This is a genomic window from Enterobacter cloacae complex sp. P1B (assembly GCF_014982345.1).
GTDB classification, from domain to species: Bacteria; Pseudomonadota; Gammaproteobacteria; order Enterobacterales; family Enterobacteriaceae; genus Enterobacter; species Enterobacter bugandensis.
Genome location: NZ_JADCLF010000016.1, coordinates 105,334 through 130,818, shown reverse-complemented (window position 1 = coordinate 130,818; position 25,485 = coordinate 105,334). Strand labels below are relative to the sequence as shown.

Below are 25,485 nucleotides of genomic sequence, written 5' to 3'. Positions count from 1 at the left end.
CTTAGTCGTAATCCACACGCAAATATCCGCGCGAGGTAAAGCGCCCTTCCGCTGGCTTGTTGCCCGTCACGCTCACCGGCCAGACCCGGATCCCCACCTGCGCCTGCGCGCTGTCGTCCAGGCGGAACGGAATTTTGCTCGTCAGGTTGTTAGGCGTGAGCGGCGCACCGCTCTCGTTGGCAATGATAAACCCCACATCCGGGTTATCCGACACCACCACATTATTGGAGACCTTTTCAGCCTCGACGCGCATCGTCAGCATAGCGTTTGCCTCCACGTTGGTGCATTTAATCGCGATGGTTTTGCTTTGCGATGAGACGCCCTCCGGCTTGTTACCCACGCCCGCCTTGCTGAACAGGGAGGCGCCAATGTCGCCGAAATCAAATTCAACCACATTGCCGGCGTTGATGGCGCAGCTCTGCGGCACCTGAATGGTTCCGCTGTAGCTGATGGTGTAGACCGGCGTGGTCAACGGATCGGAGGAGGTGGTAGTGACGTAAACGCGGAACATGGTGGCACGCGGGATCACCACCATATTGATAAAGCGTCGGGTCACCTTAAGACGGAAAATAAGGCTGGAATCCTGCACGCCAAACGGTTTGTTTTTTGAAACGTTCGGATGGCTCCCCATCTGGATATAGTTTTTGGGTGGATAAAACGCGCCAGCATAGCTATCCGTGATCTTCATCGCCCCGTCCAGATAGTCGTTCAGCTTCAGATACTGATAGCCATCGCTGGTCCCGGTGATCGGGTAATCCGTCACGTAGCTGCGCTTGGTGGTATTCCCGACGGTGCCCTTCGGGCAGACGGCGTTTACCCCCACCCACTGCGATTTCTCGCTGAGGGTGACAACCTGCCCAACCTGGTTATTCGAGCTGTTGAATTTATCCGTCAGGTCGTAATGCACCTCCGTCGGCACGCCCTTTTCATTGACGCACACGGTGGCTAACGCGTTTGTCGCGGGCAGGAGTGCCAGAAGCGACAAGGCAAAGATATGGATTTTAATCACAGCGGATCCCCTTAAGTGTGATCGCCTGTTGCAGGCTCTTTTCAGGCAAGCTGTAAGGCGCACGGCACTGGGACTGCGCCCCGTTACCCCACTGGACCAGCAGTTCGCCTTCCAGCGGCAGCCCACTCAGGTAAATTTGCCCGTCATCCCCCACCATGCTGGTCACGCCGCTCTGGGTTTCGCGCACCACGGCGCCGAACGGCACCGGCTGGTTGCCGCGCGTTACCGTCAGCAGGGCGCGCACGCCAATGCGGGTATCAAAGCTGGCGCGGACCAGCGCGCCTTTGGTCGGCACCACGCTGCTCACGTTGTTTTCGATGTCGGTGTTGTTGCTCATGGTATTGGTATCCAGCGCCACGCGGTTATAGCGGTAGACGGTGGCATACGGCATGACCGCGTAGCCTCGCCAGTCGGTCTTCACGCCGGTCTGGTTTTCCACGCTGACGCCTGATGCCCCCGGCGCCTTAATCAGCACGTTGGTATCGCCCAGCGGCTGGCTGAAGGTCACGCCGTCTGAATGGCCAACCACCCCGCCGGAGAGCTGCCAGTTGAGATCGTGCTGATCGCGGGAATAGTTGTAGCCCACGCCCAGCGTGCCGTAGGTTGCCTGCCAGTTGGCGCTGGCGCTTCCGCTTGAGCCGTTGTTGCTGGCGTGTCCCTGGGTCACGCTGTAGTTCAGGTTGCGGTCCTCAAGCAGCGTGCCGCTGACGCCGGTTTGCCAGCTCGTGTCGCCATCGCTGTTTCGGCTGGCGGATGCGGTGGCATAGGCGCGATCGATCGCGCTGTCCCGGCGATAGCCCTGGCGGGTAAAGAGGCTAAACGGCACGGAGACGTTAAACGACGCGATCCGGTCGGTACCGTCGATCCCGACGGATTTGTTCCACGACCATGACAGGGAGTAGTTGATCCCCTTCACGCCCCCCGCGTAGCCCAGCTGATACCAGAGGTTCGTTTCGTCCGTCCCCCAGTAGGTTTGCTCGCTCCCGGAGATATAGACCGAGCCGTAATCCCCCAGCGACTGGGAAATGTTGAGCTGGAAGCGGCCTTTTTTATTCCACGTCAGGTTGTGATAGCTCTGCACGTCCGGCACATCGTTATCGTCCTGGCTATCGGCATACTGGTAGCCCTCCATTGAGCGCCAGGCCACGTCGTCCAGGGTGTAAAACCCCTTCGTTGAGTAGCGGTAGCCCAGCAGCTGGAAGTTGGTGCCAAACCCGTTCAGCGATTTTGCATAGAGAAAACGCAGCGATTGCCCTTCATGTTTGCTGTCGTCCGCGAGCTGGCTGCGGGCGTGGGTGATATCGACGGAGACTGCGCCCCAGTCACCGAGGTTTTTCCCGGCACCGACGGCCACTGCGGTATAGCGTGACGCCAGCTGGGTGCCGCCATAGAGCGTAAAGCCGTTAGCAAGGCCGGTAATTAGGGTGCCCTGGGCGAAGAACGGTGTATCCTGGTCGCTGTTACCGCTGCGGTAATCCCCCGCCACGAGGTCATATTTCCAGCGCCCTTCACGCTGCAGGAGCGGCACGGTGGAGTACGGCACGGTGTAGCGCTGCTGGCTGCCGTCTTTCTCTTCCACCGTGACGTCAAGGTCACCGCTGGAGGAGGTCGGGTTAAGATCGGTAATGGCGAACGCGCCGGGCTGGACGTAGCTTTGATAGATAACGTAGCCGTTCTGGCGAACCACCACTTTGGCAGGCGTACGGGCAATACCGCGTACGGTCGGCGCGTAACCCTGCAGGCTGTCGGGGTACATGCTGTCAGACGAATAGAGCCGCCCGCCGCGAAAACCGACGCTGTCGAAAACGTCATTCCCGGTGTTGCTGTCGCCCAGCACCAGCTCACTTTTCAGTGGGATAACGGTGCGCTGCGCCCAGGTGCCAATATTCTGCCACTCGCTGCGCCGCTTCCCGTTATTTTGCGTGTAGCGCCATGCGCCGTTGTTGCGTAAACGCCAGGCACCATAGTTCAGCCCGCTCTGCAGGTTCAGGTAATAGCTGTCGTCTTCGCTTCCCCGGTTGCCCGTAAAGCTATAGTTCACCAGCGCGGCGGGAATGCCTTCATCCCACTGTTCAGGCGGAATATAGCCGCGCGCGCTGTTTTGCATTGCCACCTGCGGCAGGCTGACGTTCAGGCGCTGTGAAGCAAAGTTAAATACCGTTTCGCTGCCGGGAATGGCCGTGGTCAATGGAACGCACGTTTCACCCTGTACCTTCGCCAGCTCGGGAAATGCGGCAACATTGACGCCAAAGCGATCGAGCATCGCGCGCGTAATGCACGGCGACAGGCCGCCCGCCACCGGCGGCGTGTTCTCGGCCTGTTCAAAACGCACGTCCTGGGTGCCGATAAACTCATCGTTACGCCAGATATCCACGCGATAGATGCCGGGTGCCTGCTGGTGCCCCTGTTCAAAACGCGACAAATCCGCCACGCTGGCGGTGTCGTCGGATAAGAAGGCCGGGTTGAAGTAGCTTTCGCTCCAGCCAGCCTGCGGCCAGAGCGCGGCCATCAGCGCCAGTGCAACCGGGCAGTAACGTCCCTGGTGGTTTTTCATCGCCCTGACTCTGCTCACAGGTTGACGCTGCGCGCCGGTGTAATGGCACCGTAGTCATTCACGCTCTGCCAGGAGAGCGTACCGCCAGCCCCGGCAGGCAGCACCTGCTGAGCCGAGTTTTTCGGCGCGACCATCAGGTTTTCCAGCGTCTGACCGCCCAGCTTCAGGTTGACCAGAGTGATGTAATACGGCGAGGCGTTGCTGACTTTGAGATGGTTCCCCACGCGCTCAAAGCGCAGCTGGGAAAGCGCCTCATCCGGCTGCATCGCCAGGTTATTCGGGCGCACAAACAGCTTGATGCGCGAAAGGATCGCCAGCTGCAGCACGTTATTGTTTTCTGTTTTCGCTTTGTTCACTGACGGGATCGCCTTCACGTTCATGTAAAAGAGCGATTCGCGATCGGCGGGCAGCGCGGGCCCGGCGTAAATAATACGCAGCGTGTTTTCGCTGTCCGGCTCGCTAACGAACAGTGGCGGCGTGACGGCAAAGGTTTTTTCCTTTTGCCCGCTGGCATTTTCGATCCACGCGTTAATTAAGTAGCGTTCTTGTTTATTACTGTTGGTGATCGCCAGCGACGTTTGCTTCGCATCCGCCGGATAAATAACGCGCGTGGCCCCCAGCGCAATACCGCCGGAAGCATTCGCGCAAGCAGAAACCATCATTAAAATAAACGATAAAAGCAGTCCTGGTTTAATTAGCATATTCATCAAAACCGTACCTTTAATAATGTGTTCGCAGGTGTTATGGATAAATCAACGTAAACCAGACATCCGACTGAATATTGCCTGGCACGAGGTGTTCGGAAATAGCGCGATAGCGGGCGCTAAAATGAAATGCGAGCTCGCTGGTATTCACGGGCAACCAGCTGACGGCCGTCGCATTCGGGATAATCTGACGCTGCTGCTCATCAAAAAGCGCCAGCCCCACGCCGCTGCTGACAGGCGTTTCACCTGGCCGCGATGTCGCCAGAAAAACCTGCGGATCTTCCGCGGGCGTCACGCCCTGAAACTGGATCCCCACGATGCGGGAGACATCCACGCTGCAGTCCAGCAGCCGCACGGTGAACGGCACATTAACCGTTGAAAAGCTGCCCACACCGGAAAATGAATTGGTTCGGTACTGCCCCATGTCGATGCGCATATTCTGGCTGTCGGGCGCCACGGCGCAGCCGCCGTTTACCAGCTCCCCACGAAGATGCACCTTGCCGCCTTCGATCACCACGGTATGCGCCGATGCCGGGCAGGCCATCGCAAGGGTTAACAGCAGTAGTGTTCCAGTCCTTGTCATCCTTCGTTCCTGGCAGTAGCGTATGACGGGCCTCGTCCCTGAGGCCTGAACATCCCTGTGCGAGGGTATTATTCGTATTTCATTACGAAGGTGGCGTCAGCGTTCGCCTGGCCTGGCTCGGTGGTTGCAGCCGTTGATTTGTAGCGCGCGGTGAATTGCAGGGTGTTAGTCCCTTTAATCAGGTCTTTCGCGGCAGAGAAGGTGGCACCGTCCGGGGTCAGCACGCTGGATTTGCTGTCGAGGATCTCGATACCCACGCCTTTCGCGGTGTTGTCGTTGTTACCGGACGTCACGGCCAGCAGGGTTTTGTCGGTCGCGTCGATCTGGCCGGTGAAAGCAACGGCAGCGGTTTTCGCAACCAGCGGATCGCAGTCATTCAGTTCAATGTTGAACGGAATATTAGAGGTGGTGTCGCCCACTTTGGTGAATTTCGCGGTACGATACTGACCGAGATTAACCGTCTGCTCGGAAGAATCGGTATTTACTGAACAAGCAGCATTAACCAGTTCACCTTTAAAATGCACGGTACCGCCATTTACGGTAACCGGCGTAACGGGATCGGCTGCATTAGCGGCACCCGCGACCAGGGCCAGTGTTGCAATAACAGAAGAAGCAATGTTGCTGAGTTTCATGTCTATTCCTTTAAAATGTAAATAACCCTTCCCGCGAAAAATCGGGAATAAGAAATACGTTCAATTGCATAATTGAAAACTTATTTCGGAGGAGACAAAGTAGCTCAGGATGTAATTTTTAAATATGTCAAAACACTGCCATTTCGCCAGGTCACATCCTAATCCCGTCTAAGAAATTGACCATCACTTAAGAAGGGTTTTTGCGCCTCACGGATGAAAACTCGTAAAGGGTGACTGACAGCGGCGCTCGCTTCTGACAAAATACAGGCAATCCCCCCTTTCAAACGTTACAGACGGAATCTTCTCTCTGATGGCAGCAAAGATTATTGACGGTAAAACGATTGCGCAGCAGGTGCGCTCTGAGGTCGCGGAAAAAGTGAAGGCGCGTAAAGCCGCCGGAAAACGCGCTCCCGGGCTGGCCGTTGTGCTGGTTGGCAGCAACCCGGCATCACAGATTTATGTCGGCAGCAAACGCAAAGCGTGTGAAGAGGTGGGGTTCGTCTCCCGCTCTTACGATTTGCCGGAAACAACCAGCGAAGCGGAACTGCTGGAACTTATTGACACCCTGAATGCCGATAAAGAGATCGACGGCATTCTGGTTCAGCTGCCGCTGCCTGCGGGCATCGACAACGTGAAGGTGCTGGAGCGTATCGCGCCGGATAAAGACGTCGACGGTTTCCATCCGTACAACGTGGGCCGCCTGTGCCAGCGCGCGCCGCGTCTGCGCCCGTGCACCCCGCGCGGCATCGTGACGCTGCTGGAGCGTTATAACATCGACACCTACGGCCTGAACGCCGTGGTCATCGGCGCGTCCAATATCGTGGGCCGTCCGATGAGCATGGAGCTGCTGCTGGCCGGCTGCACCACCACCGTGACCCACCGCTTTACCAAAAACCTGCGTCACCACGTTGAAAACGCCGATCTGCTGATCGTCGCGGTCGGCAAGCCGGGCTTTATTCCGGGCGAGTGGATCAAAGAGGGCGCGATTGTCGTGGACGTCGGGATTAACCGTCTGGAAAACGGCAAAGTGGTCGGCGACGTGGTGTACGAAGATGCCGCGGCTCGCGCCTCTTACATTACGCCAGTGCCGGGCGGCGTTGGCCCGATGACTGTAGCAACACTGATTCAGAATACTTTGCAGGCATGCGAAGAGTACCACGATGTAGAGGAAGCATAAGATGGCCACATTTTCATTAGGCAAACACCCGCACGTTGAGCTGTGCGATCTGCTCAAGCTCGAAGGCTGGAGCGAAAGCGGCGCGCAGGCGAAAATCGTTATCGCCGACGGGCGGGTTTTAGTCGACGGCGTGGTGGAAACCCGCAAGCGCTGCAAAATTGTCGCCGGCCAGACCGTGAGCTTTGAAGGGCAGAGCGTGACCGTGACGGCCTGAGTCCTCCTCACCCTCTCCCCAAAGGGGAGAGGGGATCAAAAATCCCCCCATATCCATCACGGTTATTTATCGATCAACTTCAAATAATCACTATTTCATCTGTTGAAAGGTGAGATTTCAGTTGCGCGTTTTTCACTCTTTCCCCACGATAAGTAGAACGTTCTACTAAAACGTTCTACTTACAATAACAGCGCTTAAAAAGCGCTACTCGGGGGAAATCAGCATGAGTCTGATATCAGGGTTTGTTAAATCGCTGTCTAAGTTATCGATGATTGGTCGCGCCTTAATGCTGCCAATTTCACTGCTTCCCGCTGCGGGCCTCCTGCTGGCCTTCGGCGATAAGTTCCACCTGCCGCTGATGATGAACGCTGGCGGGGTTATCTTTGATAACCTGCCGATGCTGTTTGCCATCGGCTCTGCTGTCGGTCTGGCCTCGGAATCCGGCATTGCAGCACTCTCGGCGGCGGTGTCGGTGTTTGTCACCAACATCACCATCAGCACCGTGCTGAGCATTACGCCGGAAATGGCCTCACAGGGCGGAAAATATGCCATGGTGGTCGGCATCCCGACGCTGCAGATGGGCGTCTTCGGCGGGCTTATCTGCGGCATTCTCGCAGCCTGGTGCTACAACCGCTTCCACACCATGCAGCTGCCGGAGTTCCTCGGCTTCTTCTCCGGGAAGCGCTTTGTGGCGATCGCCACGGCGTTCCTCTCTTTCCTGATGGGGCTGCTGCTACCGTACGTCTGGCAGCATATTCAGGCCGGTATCGACGCACTCTCCGTGATCGTAAACGGTGATAACCAGGCGGCATCAACCTTTATCTTCGGGCTGGTGGAGCGCGCGCTGATCCCGCTCGGCCTGCACCACATCTGGTATCCGTCCTTCTGGTATTCGTTCGGGGATTACACCACCCAGGCGGGCCAGGTGATCCACGGTGACCAGACCATCTGGTTCAAGATGCTCGAAGAGGGGGTGAAATCCTTCAGCAGCGACACCTACCAGAACGCCGGTAAGTTCATGCAGGGCGAGTTCCCGCTGATGCTGTTCGCGCTGCCTGCTGCATGCCTGGCGATGTACCACGAAGCGCATACGAAGAATAAGAAAATCGCGGCCGGTATTCTCTTCTCCGCTGCCCTCACCTGCTTCCTGACGGGGATCACCGAGCCGGTAGAGTTCACCTTTATCTTCGTGGCGCCGATTCTGTACGTCTTCAACGCCATCATGGCGGGCCTGGCGTACATGACCATGTACCTGCTGCACGCGCATATCGCCAAATCGTTCTCGGCGGGCTTTATCGACTACCTGTCGTTCGGGATCCTGCCGTCGTTTAACGGCTATCAGACCAACTTCCTGAGTGCCATTATCATCGGCATTCCGATGGCGCTGATTTACTACTTCACGTTCCGCTTCGTGATCCGTCGTTTCGACGTGAAAACGCCGGGCCGTACGGAGGTGACCGCCAGCGCGAAAGACAAGTCCGATTCCGAACTTGCCACCGAAATCATCGGCCTGCTGGGCGGCGCGCAGAACATTGACTCCGTCGGCTCCTGCATCACCCGCCTGCGTCTGGAAGTGGCGAAGAGCGATGCGGTGGACAGGGACGGACTGAACGGGCTCGGCGCGCGCGGCGTGGTCTTCGTCGGCGACAACGGGATCCAGGTGATTTTCGGTGCCAGAGCACAGTTTATCGCCCAGACCATGTCCACCATGATCGGCAAATAATAAGATGCCTGAACGACACGTCTCCTGTACGCTGGGAGACGTGTCTTATCCGGCTGATAATCGGTAAATTTCAGGGAGCGGTTTTGAAGAAAGTCAGCATCATTGATGTCGCAAAGCACGCGGGCGTCTCGGTCTCTACCGTGTCGCTGGTGCTACGTCAGAAAGGGAAAATCTCAGAGGCGACGATCGAGAAGGTCAATGCCGCCATCACGACGCTGGGCTATGTTCATAACGTTGCCGCTGCCAACCTCCGCGCCAACACCTCCAATCTTATCGGCCTGATCCTGCGTGACTTCAGCGACAGCTTTTCCATCAAGGTGATGGCGAGCATCGTTCAGGAGCTGGAGAAGCAGGGTTATATGGTGTTTCTCGGCCAGCCGCTGAACGACCAGGAACATCTGGAACGGACCCTGCTGTCGTTTAAGCAGCAGGGCGTCGCGGGCGTTATTTATCTGGCGTCTGACACCCGTAACGCCGCTTTACCGGAGCAGATCCGCCAGTGCCCGCTGCCGCTGGTGGCGGTCTCGCAGTCTCTGCTGGACGAAAAATGCAATCTGGTCATGCGCGATAATCGCCAGGCAGCGAACCTTGCCGCACGCTATCTTATCGAACGCGGACACCGCACGATCGCCTACATTGGCGGGCGCGAGGGCTGTCTTATCCGCGAGCAGCGCCTGCTCGGCTTTCGCAGCGCGATGACGCAAAACGGGCTGGTCTGGCGCGATGATTATTCACCGGCCTGCAGCGACGACACCCAGGCCGCCGCGATGGCAACGCGCCAGCTGCTGGAGAAAAACAGCTCCATCACCGCCCTGCTTTGCCACTCCCCGGATGCGATGATCGGCTCCATTTCCGGCATTCACCAGGTGGGCCGCACCGTGGGGAAAGACGTGTTCCTGACCCAGCAGGTGGCGCTGATCGGTTTTGAAGATATGCTCCACGTCAACCTCACCTCCCCTTCCTTCACCTATGTCTCTTCGGCCAGCGATGAAACAGGACGACAGGCGGCGGGGCTGATTATCCGCAAGCTGAAGGAGCCGGATCTGCAAACCCAGCGCATTACGCTGTCCGGGCAGCTTATCGCCCGCGAGTCGGCGTAAAATCAGAATTTGACACAGGTTTGCTGCAGCGGATTCGCTGCTATATTGCCGTGATTTGCCATGGATAATTGCAATGCCTACCGTTATCACTCACGCTGCTGTTCCCCTTTGCCTGGGCTTAGGTCTGGGAACGAAAGTCATCCCTCCCCGCCTGCTGTTTGCCGGGATCGTGCTCGCCATGCTGCCGGACGCCGACGTGCTGGCGTTCAAATTCGGCGTCGCCTACGGGAATATTTTCGGCCACCGCGGCTTTACCCATTCGCTGCTGTTTGCCTTTGCGGTACCGATACTCTGCGTGCTGATTGGCCGACGATGGTTCCGGGCCAGCCTGACGCGCTGCTGGCTGTTCTTAACCGTTTCACTGCTGTCGCACAGCCTGCTGGATTCCGTTACCACCGGCGGAAAAGGCGTCGGCTGGCTGTGGCCGTGGTCAGACGAGCGCTTCTTTGCGCCGTGGCAGGTGATTAAGGTCGCGCCGTTTGCGCTGTCGCGCTACGCCACGCCGTACGGGCATGAGGTCATTATCTCGGAACTGCTGTGGGTGTGGCTGCCGGGGGTGGTGCTGATGGGGATGTTGTGGTGGAAAAGAAGGTAAAAGTAGGCCCGGTAAGCGTTAGCGCCACCGGGCGTTACAGACTTACTTACGACGCCAGGTCGTCCCCTGCGGGCCGTCTTCCAGAATGATGCCCATCTCGGTCAGACGGTTACGCGCCGCATCCGCCGCCGCCCAGTCTTTGGCCTGACGCGCTTCCAGACGCGCCTTGATCAACGCTTCAATCTCCGCCACTTCACCGTCATCCGCCTGCGCGCCGCTCTGCAGGAACGCGTCCGGCTCCTGCTCCAGCAGGCCGAGCACGGAAGAGAGCTTACGCAGATGAGATGCCAGCGCATTCGCCGCTGCCATGTCCTCTGACTTCAGTCGGTTCACCTCACGCGCCATGTCGAACAGTACGGAGTAGGCTTCCGGGGTGTTGAAGTCATCGTTCATCACCTCAACGAAGCGCGCTTCGAACGCTTCGCCGCCCGCCGCAGGCACAGATTTGTCGGTGCCGCGCAGCGCGGTGTACAGACGCTCCAGCGCCGAGCGCGCCTGCTTCAGGTTCTCTTCGCTGTAGTTCAGCTGGCTACGATAGTGGCCAGACATCAGGAAGTAGCGCACGGTTTCCGCGTCGTAATACTTCAGCACGTCGCGCACGGTAAAGAAGTTGCCCAGCGATTTAGACATCTTCTCGCGGTCAACCATCACCATCCCGGAGTGCATCCAGTAGTTTACGTACTCGCCGCCGTGGGCGCAGGTAGACTGTGCGATTTCGTTTTCGTGGTGCGGGAACATCAGATCCGAACCGCCGCCGTGAATGTCGAAGTGGTTGCCCAGCTGCTTGCAGTTCATCGCGGAACATTCAATGTGCCAGCCCGGACGGCCTTCGCCCCACGGGGATGGCCAGCTTGGTTCACCCTCTTTGGACATCTTCCACAGCACGAAGTCCATCGGGTTACGCTTCACGTCAACCACGTCCACGCGCGCGCCGGCCTGCAGCTGGTCCAGGTCCTGACGGGAAAGCGCGCCGTAGGTTGGGTCCGTCGGGACGGAGAACATCACGTCGCCGTTGTCTGCCACATAGGCGTGACCGCGTTCGATCAGCTTTTCGGTGATCTCGATAATTTCGTGGATATGGTGGGTCGCACGCGGCTCGCTGTCCGGACGCAGAATATTGAGGGCATCAAAATCTTTGTGCATCTCAACAATCATGCGATCCACCAGCGCAACAAAGCTTTCGCCGTTTTCATTAGCGCGCTTGATGATTTTGTCGTCGATGTCGGTGATGTTACGCACGTACTTCAGGTTATAGCCCAGGAAGCGCAGGTAGCGAGAGACCACGTCGAACGCGACAAAGGTACGGCCATGGCCGATATGACAGAGATCGTAAACCGTAATACCACACACGTACATGCCGACTTCCCCGGCATGGATAGGTTTAAATTCCTCTTTTTGGCGCGTCATTGTATTAAAGATTTTTAACATCGAAGATTCCATGTAAACACGTGTGTGAGTTGTTTGTTCCCTATAATACCCATAATTCGGAATAGGATCAGCACACAATGCAAGGTGATCGCGTCCTGTGGTTATGCTATAACAAGCCCCTATATATGACCCGAAGGCGGGTCGATGTACCACAATAACGGAACAGGATGCAAAAATGGTTACTTTCCACACTAATCATGGCGATATCGTAATCAAGACCTTTGATGACAAAGCGCCTGAAACAGTTAAAAACTTCCTGGACTACTGCCGCGAAGGTTTCTACAACAACACTATTTTCCACCGCGTGATCAACGGCTTTATGATCCAGGGCGGCGGTTTCGAGCCTGGCATGCGCCAGAAAGAGACCAAAGAGGCGATCAAAAACGAAGCGAACAACGGCCTGAAAAACACCCGCGGTACGCTGGCAATGGCCCGTACTCAGGCACCACACTCTGCCACCGCGCAGTTCTTCATCAACGTAGCGGACAACGACTTCCTGAACTTCTCCGGCGAAAGCCTGCAGGGTTGGGGCTACTGCGTGTTCGCAGAAGTGGTTGAAGGTATGGACGTGGTCGACAAGATCAAAGCCGTCTCTACCGGCCGCAGCGGCATGCACCAGGACGTTCCTAAAGAAGACGTTGTGATTACAAGCGTGACCGTCAGCGAGTAATTCGTGGCGACACTCTTTATTGCGGACCTGCATCTGCAAACAGAAGAACCGGCGATAACCGCCGGTTTTCTGCGTTTTTTACGCGGTGAAGCGAAAAGCGCTGATGCGCTGTACATCCTGGGCGATCTGTTTGAAGCCTGGATTGGCGACGACGATCCTAACCCGCTGCACCGTGAAATGGCTGCCGCCATTAAAACGCTGGTAGATTCCGGCGTCCCCTGCTACTTCATTCACGGCAACCGTGATTTCCTGCTCGGCAAGCGCTATGCCCGCGAAAGCGGTATGACGCTGCTGCCGGAAGAACAGGTGCTCGATCTCTATGGCCGCAAGGTGCTGATCATGCACGGCGACACGCTCTGCACCGACGATACCGGCTACCTGACGTTTCGCGCCAAGGTCCACACCCCGTGGATCCAGAAGGTGTTCCTTGCCCTGCCGCTGTTTATCCGCAACCGCATCGCCGCCAGAATGCGTGCGGGCAGCAAAGCCGCCAACAGCAGCAAATCCCTGACCATCATGGACGTCAACCCGCAAGCTGTGGTGAGCGTGATGGAAAAGCATGGCGTTCAGTGGCTGATCCACGGTCATACCCATCGCCCTGACGTGCATTCTCTGAGCGCCAACGGTGAACCGGCCCATCGCGTGGTATTGGGCGCATGGCATACTGAGGGTTCGATGGTCAAAGTCACCCCGGAAGGTGTCGAACTGATCGCTTTTCCGTTTTAACGTTTTCTCGTCGTTTCGCTTGTTTCTCAGCCACGCAACCGTTTTCCTTGCCCGTATAACATGCTATTCTCTGTGCCCTCGAAAGCAGTGTGTTTCGCACCACAGGAGTTTTAAGACGCATGTCTTCCCGCAATAATCCGGCGCGTGTCGCCATCGTGATGGGGTCCAAAAGCGACTGGGCTACCATGCAGTTCGCCGCCGAAATCTTTGAAATCCTGAATGTTCCGCACCACGTTGAAGTGGTTTCCGCACACCGTACGCCGGACAAACTGTTCAGCTTCGCCGAAAGCGCCGAAGAGAACGGGTATGAGGTGATTATTGCCGGTGCGGGCGGCGCAGCACATCTGCCGGGCATGATTGCCGCCAAAACCCTGGTGCCGGTTCTGGGCGTCCCGGTACAAAGCGCCGCGTTAAGCGGTGTCGATAGCCTCTACTCCATCGTCCAGATGCCGCGTGGTATTCCTGTCGGCACGCTGGCAATTGGCAAAGCGGGCGCGGCGAACGCCGCCCTGCTGGCCGCGCAAATTCTTGCAACGCACGACAAAGATTTACACCAGCGCCTGGCGGAGTGGCGTAAAGCCCAGACCGACGACGTGCTGGATAACCCGGACCCGCGGGGTGCGGCATGAAGCAGGTTTGCGTCCTCGGCAACGGCCAGCTGGGCCGCATGCTGCGTCAGGCTGGCGAACCGTTGGGGATTGCCGTCTGGCCCGTCGGGCTGGACGCCGAGCCGGAAGCGGTGCCGTTCCATCAGAGCGTGATCACCGCCGAAATTGAACGCTGGCCGGAAACCGCCCTGACCCGCGAGCTGGCGCGCCATAACGCCTTCGTGAACCGCGACGTGTTCCCGATCATTGCCGACCGTCTGACGCAGAAGCAGCTGTTCGACAAGCTGGGCCTCGCAACCGCCCCGTGGCAGCTGTTGTCTGATAAAAGCGAGTGGAATGACGTCTTCGCCATACTGGGCGAGCTGGCGATCGTGAAGCGCCGCGTGGGTGGCTACGACGGCCGCGGCCAGTGGCGCCTGCGCGCAGGCGACACCGCCGAGCTGCCGGACGACTGCTACGGCGAGTGCATCGTTGAGCAGGGCATCAACTTCAGCGGCGAAGTGTCGCTGGTTGGCGCACGCGGGCACGATGGCCGCACGGTGTTTTACCCGCTGACGCATAACCTGCATCAGGACGGCATTCTGCGCACCAGCGTCGCCTTCCCGCACGCCAATGCCGACCAGCAGGCGCAGGCGGAAGAGATGCTTTCTGCCATCATGCACGAGCTGGGCTACGTAGGCGTGATGGCGATGGAGTGCTTCATCACGCCGTCGGGCCTGCTGATCAACGAGCTGGCGCCGCGCGTGCACAACAGCGGCCACTGGACGCAAAACGGCGCCTCCATCAGCCAGTTCGAACTGCACCTGCGCGCCATCACCGACCTGCCGCTGCCACAGCCCGTCGTTAACAGCCCGTCGGTGATGATCAACCTGATCGGGACCGATCTGAACTACGACTGGCTGAAGCTGCCGCTGGTGCATCTGCACTGGTATGACAAAGAGGTTCGCGCGGGTCGTAAAGTGGGTCATCTCAACCTGAACGACAGCGATACCGACCGCCTGAGTGCCACCCTGGAGGCGATCGTTCCTCTCCTGCCGCCAGAATACGCGAGCGGAATTGTCTGGGCACAGTCAAAGCTCAAGTAAGACATCTGCGCCGGGGAGTTGACCTTCCCCTTCCCCGGCGTACAATCCCCGCCCATTGCTGCTGAGTTTTCTTCTGGAATCACCATGAACGATGGAACGGACTATCGCGCGATCCTCGCGTCTGATACCCCTTTAATCGACGTTCGCGCGCCGATCGAATTTGCCCAGGGTGCGATGCCCGCCGCACTCAACCTGCCCTTAATGAACGACGACGAGCGTGCCGCCGTCGGTACCTGCTATAAGCGCCAGGGACCCGACGCCGCGCTGGCGCTCGGCCATAGCCTGGTGAGCGGCGAGACGCGGGAGGCGCGCATTAACGCCTGGCGCGAAGCCAGCCTTGCGCACCCCGAGGGCTATCTCTGCTGCGCGCGCGGCGGTCAGCGCTCGCATATCTCTCAGGCCTGGCTGAAAGAGGCTGGCATCGACTACCCGCTGATCCGCGGCGGCTATAAGGCCCTGCGCCAGACGGCGATTCAGGTCACCATTGAGCAGTCGCAAAAGCCGATGGTGCTTATTGGCGGCTGTACCGGCAACGGTAAAACGCTGCTGGTGAAGCAGCACGCGCAGGGCATCGATCTGGAAGGGCTGGCGCACCATCGCGGCTCGTCGTTTGGCCGCACGCTTACGCCGCAGCTTTCCCAGGCGAGCTTCGAGAATCACCTTGCGGTTGAGCTATTGAAAAAAGACGCCGCGCGCTGGGTGCTGGAGGACGAGGGCCGGATGATTGGCTCCAACCACCTGCCGGAGTGCCTGCGCGACCGCATGGTTGACGCCCCTATCGTTGTCGTCGAAGACCCGTTTGAAACCCGACTTGAGCGCCTGCGCGAAGAGTATTTTGACCACATGTGGGCGGATTTTTCTGCCGCGTACGGTGAGGAGGCGGGCTGGAAGGAGTACAGCGATTACCTGCACCACGGCCTGTTTGCCATTCGCCGTCGGCTTGGGCTACAGCGTTTTGCGGAATTTACGGCGCTGCTGGACGCGGCCCTTGCCGAACAACAGCGAACGGGCAGCACCGACGCGCACTTCAGCTGGCTTGTACCGCTGCTGAAGGACTATTACGACCCGATGTACGGCTATCAGCTGGAGAAGAAAGCGGAGAAGATTGTCTATCGCGGGACGTTCGCAGAAATTGCCGAGTGGCTTAATCGCTAAAAAAAGCCGGGTGGCGAGGTAAAAGCAAAACGGCAACCTGGGTTGCCGTTTTTAATGTTTTTTCCCTCTCCCCGTGGGAGAGGGTCAGGGTGAGGGCATCAGGCCGCACCCTACATGACACCTTAGAAGTCGTAACGCAGACGCACCAGGTTCATGTCGCCCAGGTTGTCGGTGCTGGAGGTGAACACGTGTTCGTAATCCACGCGGAAACCGTAATCCAGCTGGAAGCTGATACCCACGCCGTTGTCGATGCGCTGGTAGTTACGGCCGTTCACGTACTCGATGCGGTCACCCATGAAGTAAGGCTGGATGGATTTCACCGCGTACTGACCGATTGGGAATTTGTACCCTGCGAAGTATTCAATACCCCACGCGTCGCCCGCAAAGTAGTCGTTAACAGACACTTTTTTGGTGGTCAGGAAGTTCTGGTACCAGCCGCCGCCAGCGGAGAAGGTCCAGTTGTCCGGCGTCCAGCTCAGCGCAGTACCGACAATATTCTGGTCGTAGGATTTGCTGTCGCCGTTGTCCGGGTTACGCATGTCCGCGCGGGTGTAGTTCCACGCAGCGCCCCAGGTCAGATCGGTGGTCAGGTGGTAATCGATACCCAGTGAGCCGCCGCCTTTACGCTTGTAGCGCAGACCGTTGCCCGGCAGGTATTCGCTGTCTTCAAACAGGTAGGATGCATAGATGTCCGCATCGCCCACGGTTTTCTTATATTTCAGCATCTGGCGTGAACGGTAAGAGCCGTCGTAGTCGCCGTTGATCCCGTTACCCGGCGCCTGGCCGATCATGTCGTAGTCCCAGATATCGGTTTTCGCGCCCACCACATCGTAGTACACGCTGTTCTGCTGGCCGAAGGTCAGCGTACCCCAGGTATCGCTCTTCAGGCCGGTGTAGAGCATACGGCGTGAGGTGTCGTGCGCGCCGTCGGCGTAGTGGTTATCCCAGTTAAACTGCGCCGGAATGTTCACCCCCAGCTCGTAGTAGCTGATCCAGCTGATGTCATCGAACAGGTAGTAGTCTGCCGCGAAACGGAAGCGGGTACCGCCGTCAAAGCCGTTACGCTTGTAGCCGTTTTTGCCGTCATCGCCGGTCATGTTCTGGAATTGCGGACGAATACTACCGCCAACGGTGAAGTTCAGGCGGCTCAGCGGGTTACCCGCCTGAGGATCCTGCTTAAGTACGGTGATTTCTGCCTGAGATGCAAAAGTAGCCAATGCCACTGCCGCGCCGATCGTTGCCGCCAGCGCTGATTTTTTTATAGTCATTATTTTTCCTTAATAGACACGCTGCTAAATATTTAGCTGGTGAATATTAACCGGAAATTTTCGGGCTGTGTGGGCGGGTTTTTAATGTTTTGTGCTACTAAATGCGTTGGCATTATCACTTTGTGCTATTTAAGCATTACGCACCGGCATAAAAACCGGTGCGTAATTATTACCATGCCAAATCAATTCACAAACTGCCGGAACAGGGCCTTGCCCTTTAACAATCGAGCCCCGAGCCAGCCCCCGCAGAGGGAGAGCAGCACCGCGCCGCAGAGAGGGAGTACTAGCCAGAGACGCCAGTCAGGCTCCCACGGGAAGTCGAAGACCTTTGTCTGCAGCACCGCCAACGCCGTCTCCGCGCCAATCGCCGCAACCAGACCCGCCACCAGCCCAAGCAGCGCAAACTCGCTCCAGAGCGTCGCCCGCAGCAGCCGCTTACCCGCGCCGAGCGTGCGGTAGACTATCAGTTCCTGATGACGCTGGCGCATGCCCACCTGCACCTGCGCCAGCAGCAGCAATATGCCGCAGATTGTCACCAGCACCACCATCACCTCCAGCGCGCGGCTCACCTGCTCCAGCACCTGCCCGACCTGTTTGAGGATCGCGCCAATATCCAGCAGGCTCACCGTCGGGAACTCCCGGTTAAGCTGCGTCAGCATGCCGTTGCCGTTTTCCCAGCGGAAGCTGGTCAGCCAGCTCTGCGGCTGCCCGTCCAGCGCGCCCGGCGGGAAGATGAAGAAGAAGTTTGGCCGCAGGCTTTCCCAGTCCACTTTACGGAGGCTGGTGACTTTGGCGGTAAAATCCTGGGTATCACCGGTGAAGGTCACGCTGTCCCCGAGCTTCACGTTCAGGCGCGTCGCCAGCCCCTCTTCCATCGACACCTCTCCCGCTTTCGGCGGCCAGCTACCGGCGGTAATCGGGTTATGGTCGGGACGTTTCTCCTGCCAGGTCAGGTTGAGTTCGCGGTTAAGCGACTCGTCCTTGTTCCCCTCGGTTGACTGGCCGTTGATCCGCGTCAGACGCGCACGGACGATGGGATAGAACGACTCGGGAATAATGTGATGCTCCGACAGGAAGCCCTTCAGCGGCGTCACCTGTTCCGGTGCGATGTTGATCAGGAAATAGTTCGGGCTTTCCGGCGGAAGCTGCTGCTGCCAGCGATCCAGCAGATCCCCGCGAAGCACGAGAAGCAGCGCCAGCAGCATAAACGACAGCGAAAAGGCCGACAGCTGGCTGAGCGTTGACCAGGGCTGATGCAGCAGGCGGTTGACCGCCAGCCGCACCGGCAGGGATTTTACCGTCAGCCTTTTCAGGACGTTGAGCAGTATCCAGCCCAGCACGCCGCACAGCAGCGCCAGTACCACCGCGCCGGCCAGCACGGCCCACAGCAGGGTGCTGCCGCCCATCAGCCAGGCCAGCAGCCCGACCGCAACAGCAATAATCGCCGGAAGATAGAACTTCAGCGGCCAGACGTTCGCCACCACATCATTGCGCAGCACCCGCAGCGGCTGCGTCGCGAGCAGCAGGCGGTACGGGCGCAGCCCCACCAGCACCGAGATCACCGTCATCGCGCCCATCGCCCACAGCCACGGCCAGAGGCTTGCCGGGGGCAACGCGGCCGGCAGCACCGGTTTCAGCATCACCATCAGCAGTTTTTCAAACAGCAGGCCTATTATTCCGCCGGTAAGCGCTGAGAGGGCCAGCAGCATCAGCCACTGGCCGACGATCAGCTTGCGCAGCTGCGCCCGCCCCGCGCCGAGGGTTTTAAGGATCGCCACCAGGTCGTAGCGGCTGCGGCAGTAGTGCCCCATCGCCACGGCAACCGCCGCCACCGCCAGCAGCAGGGTTAACAGCGCCGACAGCAGCAGGAACTGTTGGGAACGTTCGAGGGATTTGCCGAGCGCCCCTTCGTCCTGCTCCAGACCGTACCAGCGGTGTTCCGGCTTGAGCTGCGGCAGAAGCCATTTTTCATACGCCTCCAGCTGCGCGGGCGTGCCGCCAAACTTGTAGCGCCAGGTGACGCGGCTTCCCGGCTGGACGGCGTTGGTTTTCGCGACATCGGCGGTGTTCATCAGCAGGCGCGGCGCGAGCTGGAACGGGTTAAAGCCGGAGTCGGGCTCCTGCACCACTTCCCCGGCGATCTTCAGCGTGGCATCGCCAACGTCAATACTGTCGCCGGGTTTCAGGTTGAGAAGTGCCATCAGGCGCGATGCCAGCAGCACCGTGCCGGGCGTCGGCTTTAGCCCCGGCGGACTGGTTTGTAATTCCCCGTACATCGGGTAGATGTCGTCCACGGCCTTCACGCTGGCGAGCTGCGGGGTGTCCCCCGCGAAGGTCATGGTCTGGAAGGTGAGCTGCTCCCCCACCTTTAGCCCTTCCTTGCGCGCTTCCTCAATCCAGCCAGGCGGCACAGGACGCGAGCTTTGCAGCGCCCGGTCCCCGGCCATAAATTCGCGGCTCTGCTGGCTGAGCCCTTTTTCCATACGGTCGCTGACGCTGCCGAGCGCCAGCACACAGGCCACCGCCAGGCTTAACGCCAGCCAGACAATGAGCAGCGAGGGCGAGCGCCATTCGCGCCAGAACCAGCGGGCGATCATGCTTCCTCCTGAAGAATACCGTTCACCAGCCGCAGGCGGCGGTCGCAGCGGGCGGCCAGCTGCGGATCGTGGGTCACGAGGATCAGCGTGGTGCCATGTTCGCGGTTAAGCGAAAACAGCAGGTCAGCAATTTTGTCGCCGGTTTTACGGTCAAGGTTGCCGGTGGGTTCATCGGCAAACAGCACTTCCGGGCGGCCGTTAAACGCCCGCGCCAGTGCCACGCGCTGCTGCTCGCCGCCGGAAAGCTGTGCCGGAAGATGGTCGAGGCGCTTGCCCAGGCCGAGCTGTTCCAGCAGCGCTTTGGCGTGATCGCGGCTTTCGCGACTCTTTTCGCCGCGCAGCAGCGCCGGGAGCTCGACGTTTTCCAGCGCGTTCAGGGTCGGGATCAGCATAAAGGACTGAAAGACAAAACCGATATGCCGCGCGCGCAGCGCGGCTCGCGCCTCTTCATCAAGCTGGTGCAGCGGTTGCCCGACCAGGTGGACTTCGCCGCTGCTGCCGTCGTCCAGACCGGCCAGAATCGCCAGCAGCGTAGACTTGCCGGAACCGGATTCGCCAATCAGCGCGATGGTTTCGGCGCGTTTGACAACGAGTTCAACTCCGGTAAGGATTGAAAGCTCCTGCTCCCCCTGACCGACGGACTTCTTAAGACGATGAACTTCAACACTGTTTTCCGCTGGCATTTGCCCTTCCTGTTTTTGATGCTGATGACCTTCCGCGCGGCGGCAGCGGACACGTTACTGATTCTTGGCGACAGCCTGAGCGCGGGCTACCGCATGGCGGCCAGCGCGGCCTGGCCGGCTCTGCTCAATGACAAATGGCAAAGCAAGACGACCGTTATCAACGGCAGCATCAGCGGCGATACCTCGCAGCAGGGTCTGTCGCGCCTGCCTGCGCTGCTCAAGCAGCATCAGCCGCGCTGGGTGCTGGTTGAGCTTGGCGGTAATGACGGCCTGCGTGGCTTCCAGCCGCAGCAAACCGAGCAAACGCTGCGCACCATTTTGCGGGACATCAAGGCGGCAAACGCCCAGCCGCTGCTGATGCAAATTCGCCTGCCCGCCAACTACGGTCGTCGGTATAATGAGGCCTTTAGCGCGATCTACCCTAAGCTTGCCAAAGAGTTTGATATTCCGCTCCTGCCATTTTTCATGGAAGAGGTCTATCTCAAACCTCAATGGATGCAGGACGACGGTATCCACCCCAATCGCGATGCGCAGCCGTTTATTGCCGACTGGATGGCAACGCGGCTGGCTCCTTTAGTTAAACATGACTCGTAATTCAGCGGAGTTCCTGACAGGTAAAGTTATGCAAAAATCGGTCTTAATTACAGGATGTTCCAGCGGAATCGGCCTTGAAAGCGCGCTTGAACTAAAGCGCCAGGGATTCAGGGTGCTGGCAGCGTGCCGCAAGCCTGACGATGTCGAGCGCATGAACGGGCTGGGCTTTACCGGCATACAGCTGGATATGGACTCGCCGGAGAGCGTTGAACGCGCCGCCGACGAGGTGATAGCCCTGACTGAAGGCCGTCTGTACGGTCTCTTTAATAATGCCGGTTACGGCGTGTATGGCCCGCTGGATACGCTCTCGCGCGAAACGCTGGAGAAGCAGTTTTCAACCAATTTCTTCGGCGTCCATCAGCTCACCATGCGTCTGCTCCCGGCCATGCTGCCGCACGGCGAAGGGCGCATCGTGATGACATCGTCAGTGATGGGGCTGATTTCCACCCCGGGCCGCGGCGCCTACGCCGCCAGCAAATATGCGCTGGAAGCCTGGTCCGACGCCCTGCGCATGGAGCTGCGCCACAGCGGCATCAAGGTCAGCCTGATTGAACCCGGCCCGATCCGCACCCGCTTTACCGAAAACGTTAACCAGACCCAGGCGGATAAACCGGTCGAAAACCCCGGCATCGCCGCACGTTTTACCCTCGGGCCAGAGGCGGTGGTTGCCAAAGTGCGCCATGCTTTTGAGAGCGAGCATCCCAAAATGCGCTATCCGGTGACGCTGGTCACCCATGCCGTCGGCTGGTTAAAGCGCCTGCTGCCGGGCAGGATAATGGACAAAATTTTGCACGGCTGAGTTGAAGCGACGACGCTCATCCCCATGTAAAGAGTAAACCGACAAAAGAGAAAGCCGCATGTCCGTACAGAATATCGTCAATATTACAGAAGCAAACCTGCAACAGGTCCTCGAACAGTCGATGGTTAAACCGGTGCTGTTCTACTTCTGGTCTGAGCGCAGCCAGCACTGTCTGCAGCTGACGCCGGTGCTGGAAAGCCTTGCCGCGCAGTACAACGGTCAGTTCATTCTGGCGAAACTGGACTGTGACGCCGAGCCGATGGTGGCGTCGCAGTTTGGTCTGCGCGCCATTCCAACCGTTTATCTGTTCCAGAACGGCCAGCCTATCGATGGCTTCCAGGGCCCTCAGCCGGAAGAGGCGATTCGCGCCCTGCTGGATAAAGTGCTGCCGCGCGAAGAAGAGCTGAAAGCGCAGGAAGCGATGGCGCTGATGCAGGAAGGCAAATACGACGAGGCGCTGCCTTTGCTGAAAGAGGCGTGGCAGCTGTCGAACCAGAACAGCCAGATCGGCCTGCTGCTGGCGGAAACGCAGATCGCCCTGCACCGTTCAGAAGACGCGGAAGCCGTGCTCAAGACGGTACCAATGCAGGATCAGGACACCCGCTATCAGGGGCTGGTGGCGCAGATTGAGCTGCTGAAGCAGGCGGCGGACACTCCGGAAATTCAGCAGCTGCAGCAGCAGGTGGCCGGCAACCCGGCGGATGCCGCGCTGGCAAGCCAGCTGGCGCTCCAGCTGCATCAGGTGGGACGTAACGAAGAGGCGCTGGAGCTGCTGTTCAGCCACCTGCAGAAAGATCTGGCTGCCGCAGACGGTCAGGCGCGCAAGATGTTCCAGGAGATCCTGGCCGCGCTGGGCACCGGAGACGCGCTGGCGTCGAAGTATCGTCGTCAGTTGTACGCGCTGCTCTACTAACAAAAAATGCCCGGTGGCGCTAACGCTTACCGGGCCTCCAAAAACGGATATTACCCCGTCTTTTTCAACTGCGTCACCACCAGCTGGTGGCGCGGGTTGTAGAACTTCCGATAGGTCAGGTAGCAGGCAATGATAGTGGACAGGCTCGCCGTGGAAAGCAGCATAAACGTCACCATGATCTGATACTTAATCGCTTTTACCGGATCGATACCGGCAAAGATCAGCCCCGACATCATGCCCGGCAGGCTCACCAGCCCCACCGTTTTGGCAGAATCCACGGTCGGGATCAGCGATGAGCGAATGCTCTCACGAATCAGCCGCGCTGAAGCCACTTTTGGCGTCGCCCCCAGGCTTAACTTCTCCTGCAGCTGCTGCTGTTCACTGCTGAAACGCTGGCCGAGGTTGTTGTAGCACAGGCCAACGGCCACCATAGCGTTTCCCGCAATCATCCCGGAGATAGGGATCACCTGCATCGGCGTAAACTCAATCGAGCCAGAGAGCACCAGCACCGCCAGGGTGAGCGCCGTCCCGGTGGTAATCGCGATAAATGACGAGATAAACGCCTTATCAATATATTTACTGCGTTTCTGCGCGTTCCACGCCGCGTTAAAGCAGATGAAGAGCACCATCAGCAGCGTCAGCACCGCGTGGTTGACGTTGAAAATATACTTCAGCACATAGCCGACGATGATGAGCTGAACCACCGCGCGGCAGATACTCCAGACAATATCTTTTTCCAGGCCCAGCTTTTCCCGGTAGCTGACGACGATAGCGATCAGCACCAGCACCATCGAAAACGCCAGAGATTCATTGGTAATGTTATGCTCACCCACGGTTGGCCTCCTGCATTTTCCCGCCGTGCGGCTGGAGCGTAATCACGTCATCCGCATGGGTAATTTCGTTTGAGTCGTGCGTCACCCACAGCACGGCAATATTCTGCTCGCGGGCGTAACGATGAATAATCTCGTTGACGTTGCGTTTGTTGGTATCATCGAGCGCGCTGGTGATCTCATCCAGCAGCAATACCTTCGGTAAGAACTGCAGATTACGGATCAGCGAGACGCGCTGCTTTTCGCCGCCCGAGAGCTCACTGATGGATTTGGTCAGCGTCTCCTCCGCCAGGCCAAAACGGGCCAGATCGTCGATGAATTTTTCCGGCTCCGGCGTTTTATTGCGGATTTGCCACGGAAAAATCAGGTTATCAAAAACCGTGTCGCCAAAAAGTACGGGCGTTTGGACGCAATAAGAGACCTGCTGGCGATAGCTTTCCGGGGAAAGTGACGCAATATCCTGCCCTTCAAACAGAATGGTTCCCTCCGTTGGGCTCAGCAGAGAGGCCACGATCTTCAGTAAGGTGCTTTTACCGCAGCCTGACGGCCCCGTTATCAGCTTGAACTCACCGGGAGAAAGGTTAAACCCGACATGCTGAAGGATCGTGTTATTTGCGACACGAAAGCCGACGCCCTTTATCTGCAAAACTGCATTTTCGTTGTTCATATTTTTTCCAGTAACTCCTGAGCGTAATTAGCATAATCCGTGCCGCACGTTCGTCACAACGCGTTTTAGCGCCCCCTTTCGCCACCAAGACTTCCGATTGTGTTTACCGTGCATTCATTAGACATGCTTTACACTTTCGCTTTACAGTTTACGCCGTGACCTTAGCGACACTTCCGTATCCCTGGTTTAGAACATTCGTTAAAGTGGTGTTAAGCTCTGCCCGCAACACAATAAGGAAGTACAAGAATGTCTAATATTCACACTTTTTATGAGTTTTCTGAACTTGAACCCGGCGTGAAAACCATCGATCAGCTGCTTGCCGCCATTGCTTCAGAATCCGTTACGGCTTATGTGTTCGGGGGAGAGCTTGTCCGGTTCGTTAATGGCCTGCTGAAGATGAAGCCGGTCATTCAGCTGAAGAATTGCCGCTTTGCGTTTGATAACGGCACTCGCTTCGTTGAAATCGACGGCAGAGGGAATGTCAAAGAGTTCGAGCCGGGCAAGGTTCCGGCCTGGTTCCAGTCTCCCGGTGAGTTTGCCCGCGGCCAGTGGCTGGTCAACCATGATTTTGCGGACCTGATGACGCCGGAATTTATCCGCGCGTTTATTGAGCGCTTCCCGGACGTAAGCAAACGACGCGAACACGCGAACCTGCTGTTCGATCTGCAGCTCAATAAGCTGGCGCCCGCGCAGCCTGCGGCGAAAAAGACAGGCAACGTTCAGGGCAAAACAACCAAACCCAAAGTCACCGATCTGCAGTCTTTCGAACTCTTCAGCCAGTTTTATGCGCGTATGAAAACGGCAGTCTGTGCAGACCAGTTCCCGACGCTGCAAATTCTGACGGGACACGACGCCGTCAACGACGCACCCACCTCTCTGAAGGGCGCGGTACGCACCTGGTTTAAAGGGATCACCGGTCAGCTTCCGCCGAACAACAAGCGCGTGGGCGCGGGCAATGCGGAACTGTTCTGCGCGCCGATCCGCGAGCAGCTGCGCCAGGTCGAAGAGATTGGGCTGGAGACCTTCTATCACGGCCTGTCGAAAGCCATCGCCGATGCGGGTGACGATGCGCTGATCGCTGACTTTACCTACAGCTACCACTAACGCTCTGCCCCGCCCGTCGGACGGGGCGAATTTTAGCCCATTAGCCGATATACTTACGAATAGCAAA

General features: G+C 58.2%; 25 protein-coding genes. 14 read left to right on the top strand and 11 right to left on the bottom strand.

Features of this window, described 5'->3' with window-relative positions; translation table 11 throughout:
- Window position 1 precedes the first annotated feature (1 nt).
- The 5 genes from fimH to fimA form a co-directional block, all read right to left on the bottom strand.
- Window positions 2–1,009 carry a type 1 fimbria D-mannose specific adhesin FimH gene (gene fimH, locus INF77_RS19250; protein ID WP_041911033.1) on the bottom strand — a complete coding sequence of 336 codons (1,008 nt, stop codon included), beginning with the start codon at window positions 1,007–1,009 and terminating at the stop codon, window positions 2–4.
- Complete coding sequence (locus INF77_RS19245) at window positions 1,002–3,563, bottom strand: fimbrial biogenesis usher protein (protein WP_048960478.1); 2,562 nt, start codon at window positions 3,561–3,563, stop codon at window positions 1,002–1,004. Before INF77_RS19245 ends, fimH begins: the two co-directional genes overlap by 8 nt.
- A gap of 14 nt (window positions 3,564–3,577) precedes the next feature.
- Window positions 3,578–4,270 (bottom strand): type 1 fimbria chaperone FimC, encoded by a 693-nt coding sequence (gene fimC, locus INF77_RS19240; protein WP_028012228.1) that lies wholly within the window; start codon window positions 4,268–4,270, stop codon window positions 3,578–3,580.
- Between the two features lie 34 nt (window positions 4,271–4,304).
- Entirely contained in the window at window positions 4,305–4,850 is a 546-nt protein-coding gene (gene fimI, locus INF77_RS19235) for a type 1 fimbrial protein subunit FimI (RefSeq protein ID WP_028012227.1), read from the bottom strand.
- 68 nt (window positions 4,851–4,918) lie between these two features.
- Complete coding sequence (gene fimA, locus INF77_RS19230) at window positions 4,919–5,482, bottom strand: type 1 fimbrial major subunit FimA (RefSeq protein WP_028012226.1); 564 nt, start codon at window positions 5,480–5,482, stop codon at window positions 4,919–4,921.
- Window positions 5,483–5,792: 310 nt separating this feature from the next.
- Between fimA and folD the strand changes: the two genes are divergently transcribed.
- The 5 genes from folD (at window position 5,793) to INF77_RS19205 (ending at window position 10,291) form a co-directional block, all read left to right on the top strand.
- Window positions 5,793–6,659 (top strand): bifunctional methylenetetrahydrofolate dehydrogenase/methenyltetrahydrofolate cyclohydrolase FolD, encoded by an 867-nt coding sequence (folD, locus tag INF77_RS19225; RefSeq protein ID WP_028012225.1) that lies wholly within the window; start codon window positions 5,793–5,795, stop codon window positions 6,657–6,659.
- A 1-nt stretch (window position 6,660) separates the two neighbouring features.
- A complete protein-coding gene (gene ybcJ, locus INF77_RS19220; RefSeq protein ID WP_045356450.1) occupies window positions 6,661–6,873 on the top strand; it encodes a ribosome-associated protein YbcJ in 213 nt (70 codons plus the stop codon).
- Between the two features lie 223 nt (window positions 6,874–7,096).
- On the top strand, window positions 7,097–8,596 hold the full coding sequence (locus INF77_RS19215; RefSeq protein ID WP_193532895.1) for a PTS transporter subunit EIIC: 1,500 nt from the start codon (window positions 7,097–7,099) through the stop codon (window positions 8,594–8,596).
- Window positions 8,597–8,679: 83 nt separating this feature from the next.
- Window positions 8,680–9,696, top strand: coding sequence for a Mal regulon transcriptional regulator MalI (malI, locus tag INF77_RS19210; RefSeq protein WP_028012222.1), 1,017 nt, complete (start codon window positions 8,680–8,682; stop codon window positions 9,694–9,696).
- Between the two features lie 73 nt (window positions 9,697–9,769).
- Window positions 9,770–10,291: a metal-dependent hydrolase gene (locus tag INF77_RS19205; RefSeq protein ID WP_028012221.1), complete on the top strand. Its 522-nt coding sequence runs from the start codon at window positions 9,770–9,772 to the stop codon at window positions 10,289–10,291.
- 42 nt (window positions 10,292–10,333) lie between these two features.
- On the opposite strand, the gene cysS is transcribed toward INF77_RS19205, so the two are convergent.
- Entirely contained in the window at window positions 10,334–11,719 is a 1,386-nt protein-coding gene (cysS, locus tag INF77_RS19200) for a cysteine--tRNA ligase (protein WP_045260709.1), read from the bottom strand.
- Between the two features lie 175 nt (window positions 11,720–11,894).
- On the opposite strand from cysS, the gene ppiB reads away from it, so the two are divergent.
- From ppiB to mnmH, 5 genes are all read left to right on the top strand, one after another.
- Window positions 11,895–12,389 carry a peptidylprolyl isomerase B gene (ppiB, locus tag INF77_RS19195; protein WP_000256009.1) on the top strand — a complete coding sequence of 165 codons (495 nt, stop codon included), beginning with the start codon at window positions 11,895–11,897 and terminating at the stop codon, window positions 12,387–12,389.
- Window positions 12,390–12,392: 3 nt separating this feature from the next.
- Complete coding sequence (lpxH, locus tag INF77_RS19190; protein WP_028012219.1) at window positions 12,393–13,115, top strand: UDP-2,3-diacylglucosamine diphosphatase; 723 nt, start codon at window positions 12,393–12,395, stop codon at window positions 13,113–13,115.
- Window positions 13,116–13,234: 119 nt separating this feature from the next.
- Window positions 13,235–13,744, top strand: coding sequence for a 5-(carboxyamino)imidazole ribonucleotide mutase (gene purE, locus INF77_RS19185; RefSeq protein ID WP_193532894.1), 510 nt, complete (start codon window positions 13,235–13,237; stop codon window positions 13,742–13,744).
- Window positions 13,741–14,808, top strand: a complete 1,068-nt coding sequence (gene purK, locus INF77_RS19180; protein ID WP_193532893.1) for a 5-(carboxyamino)imidazole ribonucleotide synthase — start codon at window positions 13,741–13,743, stop codon at window positions 14,806–14,808. The genes purE and purK overlap by 4 nt, the downstream gene beginning before the upstream one ends.
- Window positions 14,809–14,892: 84 nt before the next feature.
- Complete coding sequence (mnmH, locus tag INF77_RS19175; protein ID WP_193532892.1) at window positions 14,893–15,963, top strand: tRNA 2-selenouridine(34) synthase MnmH; 1,071 nt, start codon at window positions 14,893–14,895, stop codon at window positions 15,961–15,963.
- A gap of 122 nt (window positions 15,964–16,085) precedes the next feature.
- On the opposite strand, the gene INF77_RS19170 is transcribed toward mnmH, so the two are convergent.
- The 3 genes from INF77_RS19170 to ybbA all read right to left on the bottom strand — a co-directional run bounded on the left by INF77_RS19170 (window position 16,086) and on the right by ybbA (window position 20,511).
- The gene (locus INF77_RS19170) at window positions 16,086–17,231 is read right to left on the bottom strand and encodes a porin (protein WP_193532891.1); all 1,146 of its coding nucleotides are present in this window, start codon (window positions 17,229–17,231) and stop codon (window positions 16,086–16,088) included.
- 182 nt (window positions 17,232–17,413) lie between these two features.
- Window positions 17,414–19,828 carry a putative ABC transporter permease subunit YbbP gene (ybbP, locus tag INF77_RS19165; protein ID WP_193532890.1) on the bottom strand — a complete coding sequence of 805 codons (2,415 nt, stop codon included), beginning with the start codon at window positions 19,826–19,828 and terminating at the stop codon, window positions 17,414–17,416.
- The gene (gene ybbA / locus INF77_RS19160; RefSeq protein ID WP_047367632.1) at window positions 19,825–20,511 is read right to left on the bottom strand and encodes a putative ABC transporter ATP-binding protein YbbA; all 687 of its coding nucleotides are present in this window, start codon (window positions 20,509–20,511) and stop codon (window positions 19,825–19,827) included. Before ybbA ends, ybbP begins: the two co-directional genes overlap by 4 nt.
- Between ybbA and tesA the strand changes: the two genes are divergently transcribed.
- Genes tesA through INF77_RS19145 form a run of 3 tightly spaced genes read left to right on the top strand, consistent with a single transcriptional unit; the run spans window position 20,482 to window position 22,817 of the window.
- Window positions 20,482–21,105, top strand: a complete 624-nt coding sequence (tesA, locus tag INF77_RS19155) for a multifunctional acyl-CoA thioesterase I/protease I/lysophospholipase L1 (RefSeq protein ID WP_028012213.1) — start codon at window positions 20,482–20,484, stop codon at window positions 21,103–21,105. The genes ybbA and tesA overlap by 30 nt on opposite strands.
- Window positions 21,095–21,904 (top strand): SDR family oxidoreductase, encoded by an 810-nt coding sequence (locus tag INF77_RS19150; RefSeq protein WP_102863616.1) that lies wholly within the window; start codon window positions 21,095–21,097, stop codon window positions 21,902–21,904. Before tesA ends, INF77_RS19150 begins: the two co-directional genes overlap by 11 nt.
- Before the next feature lie 58 nt (window positions 21,905–21,962).
- The gene (locus INF77_RS19145) at window positions 21,963–22,817 is read left to right on the top strand and encodes a co-chaperone YbbN (RefSeq protein WP_193532889.1); all 855 of its coding nucleotides are present in this window, start codon (window positions 21,963–21,965) and stop codon (window positions 22,815–22,817) included.
- Window positions 22,818–22,867: 50 nt separating this feature from the next.
- On the opposite strand, the gene fetB is transcribed toward INF77_RS19145, so the two are convergent.
- The gene (gene fetB / locus INF77_RS19140; protein WP_045260704.1) at window positions 22,868–23,650 is read right to left on the bottom strand and encodes an iron export ABC transporter permease subunit FetB; all 783 of its coding nucleotides are present in this window, start codon (window positions 23,648–23,650) and stop codon (window positions 22,868–22,870) included.
- Window positions 23,643–24,314, bottom strand: a complete 672-nt coding sequence (gene fetA, locus INF77_RS19135) for an iron ABC transporter ATP-binding protein FetA (protein ID WP_193532888.1) — start codon at window positions 24,312–24,314, stop codon at window positions 23,643–23,645. The genes fetB and fetA overlap by 8 nt, the downstream gene beginning before the upstream one ends.
- 246 nt (window positions 24,315–24,560) lie before the next feature.
- Here fetA and INF77_RS19130 point away from each other — a divergent pair, with 246 nt between their 5' ends.
- Window positions 24,561–25,418: a hypothetical protein gene (locus tag INF77_RS19130; protein WP_193532887.1), complete on the top strand. Its 858-nt coding sequence runs from the start codon at window positions 24,561–24,563 to the stop codon at window positions 25,416–25,418.
- Window positions 25,419–25,485: the final 67 nt, after the last annotated feature.

What these genes read in the sequence shown, in the direction of transcription:
- INF77_RS19245 (WP_048960478.1), bottom strand. Translation starts at nt 3,563, where the DNA reads ATGAAAAACCACCAGGGACGTTACTGCCCGGTTGCACTGGCGCTGATG.
- fimC (WP_028012228.1), bottom strand. Translation starts at nt 4,270, where the DNA reads ATGAATATGCTAATTAAACCAGGACTGCTTTTATCGTTTATTTTAATG.
- fimI (WP_028012227.1), bottom strand. Translation starts at nt 4,850, where the DNA reads ATGACAAGGACTGGAACACTACTGCTGTTAACCCTTGCGATGGCCTGC.
- fimA (WP_028012226.1), bottom strand. Translation starts at nt 5,482, where the DNA reads ATGAAACTCAGCAACATTGCTTCTTCTGTTATTGCAACACTGGCCCTG.
- folD (WP_028012225.1), top strand. Translation starts at nt 5,793, where the DNA reads ATGGCAGCAAAGATTATTGACGGTAAAACGATTGCGCAGCAGGTGCGC.
- ybcJ (WP_045356450.1), top strand. Translation starts at nt 6,661, where the DNA reads ATGGCCACATTTTCATTAGGCAAACACCCGCACGTTGAGCTGTGCGAT.
- INF77_RS19215 (WP_193532895.1), top strand. Translation starts at nt 7,097, where the DNA reads ATGAGTCTGATATCAGGGTTTGTTAAATCGCTGTCTAAGTTATCGATG.
- INF77_RS19205 (WP_028012221.1), top strand. Translation starts at nt 9,770, where the DNA reads ATGCCTACCGTTATCACTCACGCTGCTGTTCCCCTTTGCCTGGGCTTA.
- cysS (WP_045260709.1), bottom strand. Translation starts at nt 11,719, where the DNA reads ATGTTAAAAATCTTTAATACAATGACGCGCCAAAAAGAGGAATTTAAA.
- ppiB (WP_000256009.1), top strand. Translation starts at nt 11,895, where the DNA reads ATGGTTACTTTCCACACTAATCATGGCGATATCGTAATCAAGACCTTT.
- purE (WP_193532894.1), top strand. Translation starts at nt 13,235, where the DNA reads ATGTCTTCCCGCAATAATCCGGCGCGTGTCGCCATCGTGATGGGGTCC.
- purK (WP_193532893.1), top strand. Translation starts at nt 13,741, where the DNA reads ATGAAGCAGGTTTGCGTCCTCGGCAACGGCCAGCTGGGCCGCATGCTG.
- mnmH (WP_193532892.1), top strand. Translation starts at nt 14,893, where the DNA reads ATGAACGATGGAACGGACTATCGCGCGATCCTCGCGTCTGATACCCCT.
- INF77_RS19170 (WP_193532891.1), bottom strand. Translation starts at nt 17,231, where the DNA reads ATGACTATAAAAAAATCAGCGCTGGCGGCAACGATCGGCGCGGCAGTG.
- ybbP (WP_193532890.1), bottom strand. Translation starts at nt 19,828, where the DNA reads ATGATCGCCCGCTGGTTCTGGCGCGAATGGCGCTCGCCCTCGCTGCTC.
- tesA (WP_028012213.1), top strand. Translation starts at nt 20,482, where the DNA reads ATGAACTTCAACACTGTTTTCCGCTGGCATTTGCCCTTCCTGTTTTTG.
- ybbA (WP_047367632.1), bottom strand. Translation starts at nt 20,511, where the DNA reads ATGCCAGCGGAAAACAGTGTTGAAGTTCATCGTCTTAAGAAGTCCGTC.
- INF77_RS19150 (WP_102863616.1), top strand. Translation starts at nt 21,095, where the DNA reads ATGACTCGTAATTCAGCGGAGTTCCTGACAGGTAAAGTTATGCAAAAA.
- INF77_RS19145 (WP_193532889.1), top strand. Translation starts at nt 21,963, where the DNA reads ATGTCCGTACAGAATATCGTCAATATTACAGAAGCAAACCTGCAACAG.
- fetA (WP_193532888.1), bottom strand. Translation starts at nt 24,314, where the DNA reads ATGAACAACGAAAATGCAGTTTTGCAGATAAAGGGCGTCGGCTTTCGT.
- INF77_RS19130 (WP_193532887.1), top strand. Translation starts at nt 24,561, where the DNA reads ATGTCTAATATTCACACTTTTTATGAGTTTTCTGAACTTGAACCCGGC.